Source organism: Shewanella mangrovi (assembly GCF_000753795.1).
Lineage (GTDB): Bacteria > Pseudomonadota > Gammaproteobacteria > Enterobacterales > Shewanellaceae > Shewanella > Shewanella mangrovi.
Genome location: NZ_JPEO01000024.1, coordinates 12,854 through 27,640, shown reverse-complemented (window position 1 = coordinate 27,640; position 14,787 = coordinate 12,854). Strand labels below are relative to the sequence as shown.

The 14,787-nt window shown below is 49.1% G+C and carries 14 protein-coding genes; 5 read left to right on the top strand and 9 right to left on the bottom strand.

The window, feature by feature from the left end:
- Window positions 1-43 precede the first annotated feature (43 nt).
- From ilvM to ilvC, 3 genes are all read right to left on the bottom strand, one after another.
- Complete coding sequence (gene ilvM, locus HR45_RS17815; protein ID WP_037445623.1) at window positions 44-301, bottom strand: acetolactate synthase 2 small subunit; 258 nt, start codon at window positions 299-301, stop codon at window positions 44-46.
- 2 nt (window positions 302-303) lie between these two features.
- Window positions 304-1,971 carry an acetolactate synthase 2 catalytic subunit gene (ilvG, locus tag HR45_RS17810; RefSeq protein WP_037445621.1) on the bottom strand — a complete coding sequence of 556 codons (1,668 nt, stop codon included), beginning with the start codon at window positions 1,969-1,971 and terminating at the stop codon, window positions 304-306.
- 395 nt (window positions 1,972-2,366) lie between these two features.
- On the bottom strand, window positions 2,367-3,848 hold the full coding sequence (gene ilvC / locus HR45_RS17805) for a ketol-acid reductoisomerase (RefSeq protein ID WP_037445620.1): 1,482 nt from the start codon (window positions 3,846-3,848) through the stop codon (window positions 2,367-2,369).
- Between the two features lie 158 nt (window positions 3,849-4,006).
- Here ilvC and ilvY point away from each other — a divergent pair, with 158 nt between their 5' ends.
- Window positions 4,007-4,879: an HTH-type transcriptional activator IlvY gene (gene ilvY, locus HR45_RS17800; protein ID WP_037445619.1), complete on the top strand. Its 873-nt coding sequence runs from the start codon at window positions 4,007-4,009 to the stop codon at window positions 4,877-4,879.
- A 7-nt stretch (window positions 4,880-4,886) separates the two neighbouring features.
- Here the strand turns inward: ilvY and paeA are convergent, their stop codons facing one another.
- Window positions 4,887-6,212, bottom strand: a complete 1,326-nt coding sequence (gene paeA, locus HR45_RS17795; RefSeq protein WP_037445617.1) for a polyamine export protein PaeA — start codon at window positions 6,210-6,212, stop codon at window positions 4,887-4,889.
- Window positions 6,213-6,452: 240 nt separating this feature from the next.
- Window positions 6,453-6,692, bottom strand: coding sequence for a hypothetical protein (locus HR45_RS17790; RefSeq protein ID WP_037445616.1), 240 nt, complete (start codon window positions 6,690-6,692; stop codon window positions 6,453-6,455).
- A 313-nt stretch (window positions 6,693-7,005) separates the two neighbouring features.
- Between HR45_RS17790 and HR45_RS17785 the strand changes: the two genes are divergently transcribed.
- The gene (locus tag HR45_RS17785; protein ID WP_037445615.1) at window positions 7,006-8,523 is read left to right on the top strand and encodes a YifB family Mg chelatase-like AAA ATPase; all 1,518 of its coding nucleotides are present in this window, start codon (window positions 7,006-7,008) and stop codon (window positions 8,521-8,523) included.
- A 2-nt stretch (window positions 8,524-8,525) separates the two neighbouring features.
- Here HR45_RS17785 and udp read toward each other — a convergent pair whose 3' ends face one another.
- Entirely contained in the window at window positions 8,526-9,287 is a 762-nt protein-coding gene (udp, locus tag HR45_RS17780; protein ID WP_037445614.1) for a uridine phosphorylase, read from the bottom strand.
- 274 nt (window positions 9,288-9,561) lie between these two features.
- On the opposite strand from udp, the gene HR45_RS17775 reads away from it, so the two are divergent.
- Entirely contained in the window at window positions 9,562-9,786 is a 225-nt protein-coding gene (locus tag HR45_RS17775) for an HP1242/YdcH family protein (RefSeq protein ID WP_037445612.1), read from the top strand.
- Between the two features lie 47 nt (window positions 9,787-9,833).
- On the opposite strand, the gene HR45_RS17770 is transcribed toward HR45_RS17775, so the two are convergent.
- Both HR45_RS17770 and HR45_RS17765 read right to left on the bottom strand, forming a co-directional pair.
- Complete coding sequence (locus HR45_RS17770) at window positions 9,834-11,009, bottom strand: type III PLP-dependent enzyme (protein ID WP_037445609.1); 1,176 nt, start codon at window positions 11,007-11,009, stop codon at window positions 9,834-9,836.
- 445 nt (window positions 11,010-11,454) lie between these two features.
- Window positions 11,455-11,937 (bottom strand): hypothetical protein, encoded by a 483-nt coding sequence (locus HR45_RS17765; protein ID WP_063266202.1) that lies wholly within the window; start codon window positions 11,935-11,937, stop codon window positions 11,455-11,457.
- 99 nt (window positions 11,938-12,036) lie between these two features.
- On the opposite strand from HR45_RS17765, the gene HR45_RS17760 reads away from it, so the two are divergent.
- Complete coding sequence (locus HR45_RS17760; RefSeq protein WP_037445607.1) at window positions 12,037-12,891, top strand: mechanosensitive ion channel family protein; 855 nt, start codon at window positions 12,037-12,039, stop codon at window positions 12,889-12,891.
- Between the two features lie 212 nt (window positions 12,892-13,103).
- The gene (locus tag HR45_RS17755) at window positions 13,104-13,310 is read left to right on the top strand and encodes a hypothetical protein (protein WP_241461155.1); all 207 of its coding nucleotides are present in this window, start codon (window positions 13,104-13,106) and stop codon (window positions 13,308-13,310) included.
- 66 nt (window positions 13,311-13,376) lie between these two features.
- Here HR45_RS17755 and argH read toward each other — a convergent pair whose 3' ends face one another.
- The gene (gene argH, locus HR45_RS17750) at window positions 13,377-14,738 is read right to left on the bottom strand and encodes an argininosuccinate lyase (protein ID WP_037445603.1); all 1,362 of its coding nucleotides are present in this window, start codon (window positions 14,736-14,738) and stop codon (window positions 13,377-13,379) included.
- Window positions 14,739-14,787: the final 49 nt, after the last annotated feature.

Genomic DNA, 14,787 nt, shown 5'->3' with positions numbered 1-14,787 from the left:
TCTTTCTTAATACGTTTGCGTCACGGCGGCGCTTACTTGCGTCTCAGCCATTGACTGTTTGTGACATGGCGGATGGCGTGGTCACCACGCATTGCGTCACATCTAATAATTTGTCCAGTTGGCGGCTCAGTAACTCTACTGCTTTATCACTATCGACCGCCATATTCAGTTGCAGGAATTTGTCATCCTGCTCGGTCATATTCATGTTGCAGATACGGAAACCACGATGCCGCACTACGCGTAACACACGCTCTAATACTTCTGGGCGTTGTTCTAAGGTCAGGGCCAGATGATGGATCATGGTTACGCCTCCAAATCTTCAATCATGTCACTGTTGGCGGCGCCCGGTGGTACCAGCGGCCAAACGTTAAACGCTTCATCGATGCGCACATGCAGCAGATACGCGCCCGGCGCGTTAAGCATCTCGTCCAGCGCGCCTTCGACTTCGGCGCTTTGAGTGATAGTGCGCCCCGGAATATCAAACGCCGATGCTAGGGTAACGAAGTCAGGATTATCTGACAGGTTGGTTTCACTATAGCGCTCATCAAAGAATAGCTGTTGCCATTGCTTCACCATTCCCAGCCGTTGGTTATCGATCAGCAGGATTTTCACCGGTAGCTTACGGCGCTTAATAGTAGTCAGCTCTTGCACATTCATCATAAATGAGCCATCGCCTGACACGGTCACAACGGTAGCTTCTGGGCGTGAAATCTGAGCGCCAATCGCCGCTGGCAGACCAAAGCCCATTGTGCCAAAGCCTGCACTCGACAGGTGATCTTCAGGTTTGCGGAACCACATATGTTGTGCCACCCACATCTGGTGTTGGCCAACATCGCAGCTCACTACGCTGTCGTTAGGTAACTTGTCTGCCAGTTGCTTGAGCATTCTGGGCGCATAAATCAATTCACCGGGGCGGTCATAACGCCAGGCGTATTGTTCCGCTAACTCAGCAACATGCTGCTGCCAAGGCGCGATATCGAGCATCTGACCTAATTGCGGTAGCAGTTGTTGCAGTTCGCCAGTCAATGCCACTTCGGGCTGGCGCAGTTTACCTTGCTCCGCCGCGTCGATATCTAAGTGAATCACTTTGGCATTTGGGGCAAAGGTATTGAGTTTACCGGTGACGCGGTCATCAAAGCGGGCACCGACCACCAGCAGTAAATCACATTCTTGTACCGCGTGGTTGGCGGCTTGGTTACCGTGCATACCCAGCATGCCCAAGTAACCTGCAGTGGTTGGCTCTACCGCGCCCAAAGCTTTTAGGGTGCATACCGAAGGCATGCCAGTACGGGCGATAAAGTCGCGTAGCTCCGACACCGCACCCGCCATGCCGACACCGCCGCCAGCGTATAACATTGGTTGTTTAGCGTTGCGGATAAGCGTGTTAGCGGCGGCAACAGCGTCGCTGTCTATAGCCATTTCTACCGCCACTGCTTGCAGCGGCGTTTTGTATTCTAACTGGCCCACTTGAATATCTTTGGGAATATCCACCAGCACAGGGCCTGGACGACCCGATGCTGCGATTTCAAAGGCACGATACAAGGTCGGGATCAGTTCATCTAAACTGCCGACCATAAAGCTATGTTTAGTACAGGAAAGGCTCAGCCCCAGCACATCCATTTCTTGGAACGCGTCGGTCCCGATAACGGCAGAGGAGACTTGCCCTGTGATGGCAACGACAGGAATGGAGTCCATCATGGCATCAGCGAGGCCAGTGATCAGGTTAGTCGCACCGGGGCCAGAAGTAGCAAAACAAACACCGACTTTACCGCTTGCGCGCGCATAACCCACGGCGGCAAAAGCAGCGCCTTGTTCGTGACGACAGAGGAGGTGCTTGACCGAACTGCCATAGATTGCATCGTAAATCGGCATGATGGCACCACCTGGATAACCAAATACCGTATCAACTCCGTGGGCTGCCAGAACTTCAATTACCGCCTGACTACCGCTGATTGTCTGCCCTTGTTCCATTGTTTACGTTCTCGTTTTGCCCGTTACTCGCCCCAGAAATGAAAAACCCCCGGTCCTTGCGGAGCGGGGGTTTCGATGATTCTCAGGACCTTTAGGTCATCTTTCGCGCCATGAGCCACCCCCGCTGTGACCCAATAATCACTGCGATAATAATCACGAGGAGGAGGTTGAGGCTGAAGTTCATCGTTAGAAGACCGATTCCTGTCGATATAAAAATTGTTTATTTGCTCGCGCTCAGCATGCCCAGCGCGGTTCAGTAAATAAGCAATATCACAAAGGCTTTTATGATCACAATAAAAAATTTGCGAATTTATTAAATTTTTTATTGCTATGACTCCCCGTTCACAAAAAAATCGTCAACGGGTGCCGCGAACGGCACCGCGTTGACCTAAACGTCAAGAGTCCAAGCTAATGCGTTTCATATCAGTCATATAGCCACGCAGTTCTTCACCGATATATTCCACATCGGTATTGCGGATGGCACCGTTAACTTCAATCAGACGTTGGTTGTCGACTTCGTTAGAAGTTTCTTTCAAACCCGCACCCAAGAATTCTGGTGACATTGCATTGACATAGTCACGCAGCATTGGGATAGCAGCATGGTTAAACAGATAGCAACCGTATTCTGCGGTATCAGAAATCACCACATTCATTTCGTACAGACGCTTACGGGCGATAGTATTGGCGATCAGCGGTGTTTCATGCAGTGATTCGTAATAAGCAGACTCTTCAATGATGCCTGATGCCACCATGGTATCGAATGCCAGTTCAACACCCGCTTTGATCATCGCTACCAAGAAGATGGCTTTGTCGAAGTATTCTTGCTCGTCGATATGCTCATCTGACTCAGGCGCTTTTTCAAAACCTGCGTTATTGGTGTCTTCACGCCAGCCCAACAGGTTCTTATCATCGTTAGCCCAGTCTTCCATCATTACGCGTGAGAATTCACCGCTGATGATGTCGTCCATATGTTTTTCAAACAGTGGTTGCAGAATGCCTTTCAGCTCTTCAGCAATTTCAAATGCTTTGATTTTCGCAGGGTTGCTCAGGCGATCCATCATGTTGGTGATACCACCGTGCTTCAGCGCTTCGGTGATAGTCTCGTAACCTTGTTGGATCAATTTCGCGGCATAACCTGACTCAACACCGTCTGCTACCATTTTGTCGTAACCCAAGATTGCGCCAGTCTGCAGCATGCCGCACAGAATGGTTTGCTCGCCCATCAGGTCAGACTTAACTTCGGCGATGAATGATGATTGCAGTACGCCGGCACGGTCACCACCAGTAGCGCTTGCGTAGGCTTTAGCGATTTCCCAGCCATCACCGTTCGGGTCATTTTCTGGATGAACGGCGATCAGTGTTGGTACGCCGAAACCACGCTTGTACTCTTCACGTACTTCAGTGCCTGGACACTTAGGCGCCACCATCACTACTGTGATATCTGGACGTACTTGCATACCTTCTTCAACGATGTTGAAACCGTGTGAGTATGACAATACTGAGCCTTGTTTCATCAGTGGCATTACAGTGCCAACAACCTTGCTGTGTTGCTTGTCTGGCGTCAGGTTCAAAACCATATCCGCCGTTGGGATCAGTTCTTCAAAAGTGCCCACTTTAAAACCGTTTTCAGATGCGCGCTTGAATGAAGCACGCTTTTCTGCAATCGCTTCTGGACGCAGGGCATAAGAGATATTCAGCCCTGAATCGCGCATGTTCAGACCTTGGTTCAGACCTTGAGCACCACAACCGAGAATGACGATGTTCCAGTCCTTGATATATTCACAGCCATTAACGAACTCGCTGCGATCCATAAAACGACATTGTCCCAATTGCGCCAATTTTTCGCGCAAACTCAGTGTATTAAAGTAATTTGCCATTGTGCTCACCTGTCTTGCTAAATTCTGTGGCCGTATCCCCCAAGGACACAGCGATGGAGCTAATATAGACGATGATTATGATTGCGAAAATTGATATATTCGGCATACTACGTTGCAAAATATGCAACATAATACCTAGGTCTTAGGAACGAGTTTCGATGGATATTCGTGCGATACGGCTTTACCTCGATCTGTGTGAAACCCTGCATTTTGGTCAAACAGCGGCAAATCTGCATGTGAGTCCATCAACCTTGAGCCGTGTATTGCAGCGCCTAGAGGAGGAAGTGGGCAGCAAACTACTGGAGCGCGACAACCGCACAGTATCGCTCACCCACGCCGGTAAACTGTTTCGCCAGTACGCGCAGGATACGCAAAACCGCTGGTACCAGCTTAAGCAAGAACTCGATTCCGACAAAAACCTACTACGCGGTACCCTGCAGCTCTATTGCTCGGTGACTGCGGCTTATAGTCATCTGCCAGCGCTGATCGATAAGTTTCGGCGCCAACAGCCATTGGTGGATATCAGCCTCACCACCGGCGATGCCGCCAATGCGGTGCGGGTGGTGCAAAATCAGCAAGCAGATATTGCCATTACCGCATTACCGGAAGACTTTCCTAGCCACATGTTTTTTTCGCCGATTGGCAAGGTATCGCTCTCGGTTATCGCGCCGGCAATCCAATGTCAGCTGCAGAGCTTGTTAGATCAGACGCCGATCCCGTGGGAGAAACTACCCTACATTGTGCCGGATCACGGCCCAGGACGACTGCGGATGGAGCGCTGGTTTCGCGCCATGGGAATTAACGCCAATATCTATGCTCAGGTGGGCGGGCATGAGGCCATTTTGCCAATGGTGGCCTTGGGCTGTGGCGTCAGCATTACGCCGCATGTTGTGGTAAGTAACAGCCCGATGATGGACAGGATCCGCCTATTGGAATCACCAGTGGCGATTTCGCCGTTTGAGTTGGGCTGTTGCTGTAAGAAAAAACGTCTGGAAGACCCGTTAATTAAGGCCTTCCTCGACGTTTTATAACTGACGATTACAGTTTCTGTTCGATTTTTACTGGCACAATGTCATCGGCATTGATGCGCGTGACCAGCAGTTGGTCGACTTTGTAACTATCAACATCCACCACCTCAAACTTGTAACCCGCAAAGTTAACCGAGTCGGTGCGCTTGGGAAATTTACGCAGCATATACATCATAAAGCCAGCGACAGTTTCATAGTTCTGGCTTTGCGGAAATTCATCGATATTAAAGGCGCGCATCACATCGCTAATGGGCGTTACGCCCTCCACCAGCCACGAATTGGCATCACGCGCTACAATCTGTTCTTCAATTTCATGTAGCGACCAAGCGCCCATCACTGCACTTTGCAAGTCGTTGGAGGTGACGATACCGACCACCAGCGCATATTCGTTCATCACAATGGCGAAGTCAGTGCGTTGTTGACGGAAATACTCCATTGCTTCCGAGATGCTCAGGGTATCGGGCACAATTAAACAAGGGTGCACTAATGAGGTATCGCTGAGATCGATCGGCTTACCATTAATGACCCGTACCAACAGCTCTTTAGCATCGACATAGCCTTTGATGTTATCAAGTGGACCATCACAGACTAAAAACTTGCTGTACGGGTGCTCACTGATCTTGGCTTTAATATCTTGTTCAGTTTCTTGCAGACGAAAGAAAATCAACCCCTCGCGCGCCGTCATGGCAGAGGTGACACTGAGCGATTGCATCTCAAACACGTTCTCAATCATCTGCTGCTCTTCTTTATCGAGCACGCCGGCCTCAGCACCTGCATCCATAATGGCATAGATGTCGTCAGAGGTGATTTCATCATTACGCACCATAGGCACATGCAGCAGTTTCATGACCCCGCTTGCGAGACTATTAAAGGCCCACACAAAGGGACGTAGCAACTTAATACACACCAACATAGGTCCGACTAAGTTGACCGCAATACGCTCCGGCATCACCATTGCCACTCGTTTTGGCATTAAATCCGCCAGCAGAATAAACAGACTGGTGACCATCACAAACGACAGGGTAAAGCTCACTTGGTGCAGCCATGCCGCTGGCACAATAGCGTCGAGCAGATTTTTAAAATAAGGCGTAAACGCAGATTCACCGACGATACCGCCCATGATGGCGACCGCATTGAGCCCAATCTGCACCGCAGTGAAAAAGCTCCCCGGCATCGCCTGCAAACTCAATACTTTTTCGGCACGCGTATCACCTTCATCGGCGAGTTGCCTGAGCCGAATTTTTCGCGAGGCGGCCAGTGCAATTTCCGACATCGAAAAAAAGCAGCTCACTGCGATTAACACAATGACGACTAAAAGATTTTCAAACACACTCATACATCACCCGAAACAGCGCAGACTCCGTTTGGTGGAAGTTGCGCTGCTCTTATTCGAAACTGGCACAGGTTCTTGCAGTCCTAACCCATCGCAATGAACAGGCCTTGCTTACTATTGAAGGAGGGAAACAATTAAAAAACGTACATATTATAATCGGTTACTCACCAAAAGACAGCATCCAATCATGTACGCAGTAAGCATAAAGGTGAAAGATGAAGCTGAAATGTCAAAACCTTATGGTTAGGATTTTGGTAAGGACTCAAGTCGACGGTAGCCCATTTCATTCAGCTGATCATTAACACAATCAAGCAGATACTCTGGAAGCTCTTCTTTGAGGATCTCATCTTCCACCGCCATCTGTTTGCAGACTTGCAGCAGTTGCTTCACGTCCGCAGCGCTTGCCTCTGGCAGCGGCTCATCATCAGCCAATACCAGCGGGGAAGCCAGCAACAACACACTTAACAGCGCCAACGCTTTCATATTTTCTCCTTGCATCGACACACACATTAGCTGACGCTCAAGGTCAGCCCTCATTTGCGCACAATCTATCACTGCCCTAAGCGCAGCGATAACGAAAAATTTTCACCGTCAGTGACAGCAAATTTGCTCGTCAGCATCACCACTAATCAACTGAATTACCGATAGAATTTACTGTGAACGTCGAACGCATATCAGTCATAAAATTGATTGTGGTCAGCGCCATTATTCGCTCCAGAAAAACGCTGTGCAGAATTTACTGCTACACTGAATCGATAAGGAAAATCTCTAAGAATCATAGACAAAGGGAATTGTCATGGCGATAGCTCGTGTCGCAACCCGCGCAGCCAAAGGTGTAGATGCCCCGCAAGTGTGGGTGGAAGCTCATCTATCAAACGGCTTACCAGCATTCACGCTGGTGGGCTTACCTGAAACCTCAGTCCGAGAAGCGCGCGAACGGGTCCGCAGTGCCATTATTAATGCCGGCTTTGAATTCCCAATGCGCCGCATCACCATTAACCTCGCCCCAGCTGATCTGCCTAAACAGGGTGGCCGCTACGATCTACCTATCGCCATCGGAATATTAGCGGCCTCTGGCCAATTGCCGATCAAGTCATTAGCAGGCGTTGAATTTGTCGGCGAACTGGCGCTAAGTGGCGAAATACGCGGTTGCAGTGGCCTGTTGCCCGTGATTATTGAGGCGCGCAAGTTAGGCACTCAACTGATCATGCCGCAAGATAACCGCACCGATGCGGAGCTGGTCGGCTATCCGCAAGTGCAATTGGCTGCCCATCTGCAGCATATCGTCGCCTTTTTGCATGGACAGCAACAACTACCAGGTATTAATGCGTCCCCCGAGTGGATTACACCGCCACCCGCAGGCGTGGGTTGCCTCAGTGAGGTCATTGGCCAGTTCCAAGCTAAGCAAGCGCTAGAAATCGCGGCTGCGGGTAATCACAATCTGCTGTTTTTGGGTCCTCCCGGCACGGGCAAATCAATGCTCGCCAGTCGCATTCTTTCTTTGCTGCCAACATTGGATTACGAAGAAGCACTACAGGTGTCGGCCATTCATTCGGTAGCGGGCATGCCATTGGTGCCGCAACAGTTCTTCCAACGTCCGTTTCGTTCGCCACACCATACCAGCTCTGCCATTTCGTTAGTGGGCGGTGGCAGCGTGCCCAAACCGGGGGAAATTTCATTGGCCCATTTAGGCGTATTATTTTTAGATGAAGTGGCGGAGTTTCCCCGCAAGGTACTTGACTGCTTGCGTGAACCAATGGAAACCGGTGAAGTGGTGATTTCACGCGCTGCTGCAAAACTCAGCTTTAACGCTAAATTTCAATTGATTGCGGCAATGAACCCCAGTCCATGCGGCGATTCAGGGCCAGAAAGCCGCGCTACGCCAGAGCAAATCCGCCGCTACTTATCGCGTTTATCGGGACCATTTATCGACCGCTTCGATCTCACCGTTGAAGTGCCGAAGCTACCACCGGGTACGCTTACCGCCGACAGCGGTGATGGTGAAACCAGTCAAACCATTGCAGCCCGCGTTGCTGATGCAAGGCTACAACAGTTACAGCGCGCTGGCAAACTCAATAGTGAATTGTCTGGTAGTGACTTAAAACAGGCAGGATTTGCAGCAGCAGACTTAGTGTTTTTAGAGCAGAGCGTGACTAAATTAGGATTGTCGGTACGTAGCTTTCATCGACTGCAACGGGTCGCGCGCACGATTGCGGACCTTGCTCAATCGCCAGTGGTGGAACGACGCCATATCGCGCAAGCCTTAGGATATCGCGCCATGGACAGGTTGCTCACCAACCTGTCCCGGCAATAAGCTTATGCCGTTAGCAACTTACGCGCGGCTTCCACCACCACGGTAACCGCTTTTTGCTCAGTGGCTTTAATCACCGCGTCGTCAGGGATCTCTTGCTGAGTCCGGTTCACAATCACCCCGGCAACACAGGCCGCACGCCAACCTTGGCTGGCACACATAGTAAACAGGGTGGCCGATTCCATCTCATAGTTGAGTACACCTAACTCTTGCCAATGCTTAAGTGAACCTTGGAAGCGCTGAGTCACGCGACCGGATACAGTGTCATAGCGCTCCTGACCAGGATAAAAAGTATCTGACGAGGCAGTAATACCGACGTGCGGCTCAACGCCTTGCTCACGGGCTGCAGCCACCAGCGCAGAGGTACAGCTAAAGTCTGCCACCGCAGGATATTCCAGTGGCGCAAAATGTTGGCTTGCTCCGTCTAAACGCACTGAAGCTTGCGACACAATCAAATCACCGACATTCACTTTGGTTTGAATCGCGCCGGTAGTACCAATACGCAAGAAAGTTCGAATTCCCAATTGCGCCAGCTCTTCTACCGCAATTGAGGTTGATGGGCCGCCAATACCGGTAGAGCAGATCACTACCGCTTGGCCATCTAGCTTGCCCACATAAGAGGTAAATTCACGATGACTGGCAAGAAACTGCGGCTCTTCTAATAACTTGGCAATGCGCTTAACGCGCTCTGGGTCGCCGGGAATAATTGCCAATGTGGCGCCATGCAGCATGTCGCGGGTTAAGCCCAAATGAAACACATCTGCCATAAATCCAACCTTTTCAATAAATTAAATTAACACTTTGTCGAAAAAAGCGTGATAAACACCAAGATTACCCGATCCATTGGCGGAACTCCATTGGTCACAGATAAAAACAGGCGTTTACATGATAAAACAATAAACAATGCGGCGCTTTTTTGGATTTGAGTGATTAAAACGCGCTAATATTAAATTCTTGCTGTTTTTGGTCGGGCTGATCTCTACAGCCTTAAAAATAGCGAAAACAGTAAGCGTTACTTCCATTCAACGTAAGGAGTTGCCTATGTTTTCAGAGTACAGCACGTTGGTTGATCAACTAAAAGCCGACGATAGCCAGTTCCTCAAGTTGTTCAACGAACATGAACTGCTTGATAAAGAGATTCAGAAAAAGGAACGACAACCTTCCAGCGAATTTACTTCCGAACTAAAACAGCTGAAGAAACGCAAGCTGGAACTGAAAGAACAACTCTTTGATATTTTGAAGGAACAACCCGCATACAAGCATTAAACAACAAGGGCGCCAACAGGCGCCCTTGTTCATTACCGCACTACAAATTACAGATAGTAAGCTTGCAGCGGTGGGAAACCGTTAAAGCAAACGGCTGAATAGGTGGTGGTATAGGCACCCGTAGTCAACCAGTACATACGGTCACCGATTTCCAAATCGTTTGGTAACCCATACGCGTACTGCTCATACATAATGTCAGCGCTATCGCAGGTTGGGCCAGCAATCACACAACGATCCAATTCACCTTGTTTCTCGGTAAAGATCGGGAACTTAATGGCTTCATCCATGGTTTCAATCAAACCACTGAACTTACCCACATCGGTAAATACCCAACGTTCTAATGCTGTGTTTGATTTACGGCTGATCAGCACCACTTCAGAAACCAATACACCGGCATTGGAAATCAACGAGCGGCCTGGTTCCAACACGATGCGAGGTAACTCTTCACCAAAATCTTCCACCAAGAAGCGCAAGATCTGATCAGCGTAAGTCTGCAAACTGTTGGTTGGGTCAATGTAGTTGGCCGGGAAGCCACCGCCCATGTTGATCATCTGCAGCACGATTCCGTGTTCATCACGCAGACGGTCAAAAATCATTTTCACTTTGGCAATAGCCGCATCCCAAGCACCGATATCACGTTGCTGCGAACCCACGTGGAACGAAATACCATAAGGTTCCAAGCCAAGTTCTTTCGCCAATACCAGCAGTTCATACGCCATTTCATTTTGACAACCAAACTTACGTGACAGTGGCCAGTCCGCAGTTTCAGTACCTTCGGTCAAAATACGCACATAAACGCGAGCACCGGGAGCTTCTTCAGCAATCATGCGCAGATCTGGCTCAGAGTCTGAGGCAAACATGCGTACGCCGCGCTTGTAAAATTCACGCACGTCCTGACGCTTTTTAATGGTGTTGCCATAACTGACACGGTCAGGCGTCACACCGATATCCATCACCATATCCAGCTCATAGATAGAGGCGATATCAAAGTTAGCGCCTTTGTCGCGCAACAGTGACAAGATCTCTTTTGCTGGGTTGGCTTTAACAGCATAGAACACGTCTGCCTGTGGAAATGCACCCACCATATCATCGTACTGTTTAGAGATAATATTGGTATCAATCACCACAAATGGCGTTGGCTTGCTGTCGGCAAACGCCTTAATTTTGCTAAAAGTTTCGCTGTCGTAGTAATCAGCTACGTCAATAGCATGGAACTGGCTCATTAGCCTTCAGTCTCCTTAAGTGATGCGGCAAAAATTGCTAGCCGTGTCAGGTTGAAAAACGTGCGAAGTAGACGACATTTTTAGCTCTGATGCAATGAATTTTTGCCTTCAATGAGTAAATTTTTATGCAGTCTGGCAAATGATTTTTACGAGGCGATAAAACCATATAAAAATCATTGTGATATAACGTCAGTCACGGCATTATTCTTCAAAGAGTTATGCAATATTGCACCACATTTATGTCACCAATTAACAACAACTGTCGCATTCATAAATTGCGGCGTTCTAACACGCAATAGCCGTCATTATAGTTGATATCTGCAGGCTGTAAGCGGCGAAGATAAGCAATGCCTTAACAAGGGGGAAATAGGAAGATATGGGAAGAATCATATTCTTCGCGGGCTCAGTAAAGGTACGCTGAGCCACGCGAGGCAGCTGATGTAGGTTATTTCATCAAGTCGGCCAGTACGCTCTTTAGCGCTTCAGCCTTGTCGAAATAACGGATTTGAGTGATTTGCAGGTTATCAACATCCAATAGCGCGGCGGTATCTTTCGCCGTTGGGAAGAGTTTGGTGGCCTCACCTTCTTTATCCAACGCAATGGCGTAAGCTAAATCTTTCATTTTGGGCTGCGCCACAAACTTTAAAATTAGCGACGGCATCCCACTTACATCAGCAACATAGACGATGCCATATTGTTGCAGCTGTGTAGTAGTCATGCCATCCAGCGCGGTCTTGGCCACATCGGCACCATCCATCGAACGGGTAAACAGGACCCAATGTGTTTTATTATCCACCGCAATTGGTTGGTCAAATTGATCTTGTAGCGACACCACAGATAAATGGTCGCCAATTGCGTATTCACTAGCAGCCGCCAGTGAACACTGCAACACACTCAGAAAAAACACCAGCCACTTAATAGATTTCATCTCGTACCTTTGTCGTTCGTTGTATATTGATCTGGCCAACAGGCAAAATAGCACCATATCACAATCTAAATTACTTAACTGCGGCTTAAGGAGCAAAGCATGGCAGAAAATGGAATAGGCAGCGAGATTGCCCAGTTACAGCAAGTTTATCAGGTAGTTGTCGAATTTTTAGTGAACTATAGCTTCCAGATTGTCGGCGCGCTGATCATCTTTTTGCTGGGGTTATGGGTTGCCAATAAAGTCGCTGCAGTCGTGCGTAAGCAGATGGATGCCCACGAGATTGACACTACCCTTACCAACTTTGTCAGCAATCTGGTTCGGCTGCTTGTCATCATCATGGTGGCGATTATTTGTCTAGGGAAACTGGGCATTAGTGTAACGCCTATGGTCGCTGCAATAGGTGCCGCTTCTCTTGGCGCAGGTTTAGCCGTTCAAGGCATGCTGTCGAACTACGCCGCGGGCATTACCATCATTGTGACCCGGCCATTTGTCATTGGTAACACCATCACCATCAAAGAGATCACCGGACAAGTTGAAGATATCCACCTCGGCGTGACCACGCTGACCAATGAAGAAGGCGAATTAATCAGCATTCCGAACAAACATATCGTCGGCGAAATTCTCCATAACTCATTCGAAAACAAACTCGTCGAATTATCCATCAATATCGATTTCAGCAGCGAACCGAATCAGGCAATTGCAGTGATTGAACAAGTGCTGGCGGAATTTAAGCAGGTCGACAAAAAACAGGCATCTCAGGTGGGGATTAACAACTTTACTGACGCAGGTCTACAAATAGGCGTACGTTATTGGGTACCGACTGCACGCTATTTTCAAGATAAGTACCGAATAAATCTGGCAATTTGGAATTCGCTAAAAGCAGCGGGTATTCAAATTTCCAACCCGGTCAGAACGGTCAAACTGCTCGGAAATTCGCCGCAAAAATTTGACTAAGTTCAACATATTGACGTTTTGTTGCACTTTTCCGTATGAATGACGCAATAACTTTGGGATAAATTGTCTTAGGTCAAGAAATCGCTAAAGCACTTTGGGCAATCTTGGCTCTGTCTCACCGCGGTGTAAATACGCTAAAAATTCAACAAAACGGAAGACAATACAACATGGTCCACCCACAAGAAATATACCAAGAAAGGCGAGGGACCGCCGTGCCAACAGAGACTCTGTGGCATTCGCTCAATGCAGAGCAAAAAATGGCCTTTTACAGGCTGCAGGGATACGGCTATCGGCTACTGTTTATCAGGAAGATGTTCTCTGGTTCGTTGGCAATTATTGCCCAGAATCAGCAGTTGGCCACTATTAGCAGTGACGGCGAGGTTGATTTACAACCCAGCATTACCGTTCGACCTAGCTAATAGCGCCACCAGCGTTAACAAGAAAAAGGGAAGCTTATGCTTCCCTTTTTCTTTGCTCATTTACTGTTACTTTTTCGCTGCAATCGCCGCCTTGACTTGATTAACTGCGGTGCCACCTAAGACATCGCGTTTTTCCAAACAGGCTTCGATAGTGAGGTTCGGATAAACATCAGCACCGATCACTGCGGCAAATCCTTGCAGCTGTTCCAGCGGCAGCTCCTCAATCGCTTTACCTTCGCTGATGGCCTGCACTACTACTTCACCCACCACATGGTGCGCTTCACGGAACGGCATGCCTTTGCTCACCAAGTAATCGGCCAATTCAGTGGCGTTGGCGTAACCTTGTTGCGCCGCAGTACGGGCGTTATCGCGGTTCACTTGCACACCTTCAAGCACCAAAGCAGCCATCTTCAGACACAAGCTCCAGCTGTCGATCACATCAAACAGCCCTTCTTTGTCTTCCTGCATATCTTTGTTATAGGCCAGCGGCAATGCTTTCATGGTGGTGAGAATGCCCACCAGCGAACCATACACGCGCCCCGCTTTACCGCGGATGAGCTCCAGCGCATCCGGGTTTTTCTTCTGTGGCATCAAAGATGAACCCGAAGTGACGTTATCCGCCAATTCAATGAAGTTGGCTTCGCCAGAGTTAAAGAAGATCATATCTTCCGCCATGCGGCTCAGGTGCATCATGCTAATAGACGCGTTGGAGCACAGCTCCACTACATGGTCACGGTCCGATACGCTATCTAAGCTGTTCAGCGTTGGCGCGGCAAAATTGAGGCTTTGCGCTAACGCATAACGATCAATTGGGTAAGCGGTACCGGCCAAGGCACCACTGCCGAGTGGACAGGTATTAAGGCGGTTCATGGTATCTTCGAGGCGGGAAATATCGCGCTCAAACATCTCTACATAAGCCAATGCCCAATGACCAAAAGTCACAGGTTGTGCCCGTTGCAAATGGGTGTAGCCAGGCATCACTGCGTCCACTTCACGCTCAGCAACAGCCAGCATCTCTTGACGCAAACCTTGCAACAGCTCAAGTACCGCTGCGCCTTCCTCTTTGCACCAGAGTTTTAAGTCGGTCGCTACTTGGTCGTTACGTGAACGGCCAGTGTGCAGTTTCTTACCGAGATCGCCGACTTTCTCAATCAGCTTTTGCTCAACGAAGCTATGGATATCTTCTGCGCCAGATGCCACGATTTGCGCTGGCTCAGCGCGCACTTCATCCAGCAATTCCGCTAACGCTTTATGCAGTGCTGTCAGTTCATCACTGGTCAGAATGCCGACACTGGCAATTGCACTCGCCCATGCGACTGAGCCCTGAATATCTTGCTCTACCAGTCGATAATCCACTGGCAATGAGTCATTGAACAGTTGAAACAACTCGCTGCTAGGACCGCTGAATCTGCCACCCCATAACGCCATGATAAATCCCTCGTATTCGTTCAATAAAAAAGGGCGCCGCGGCGCCCTT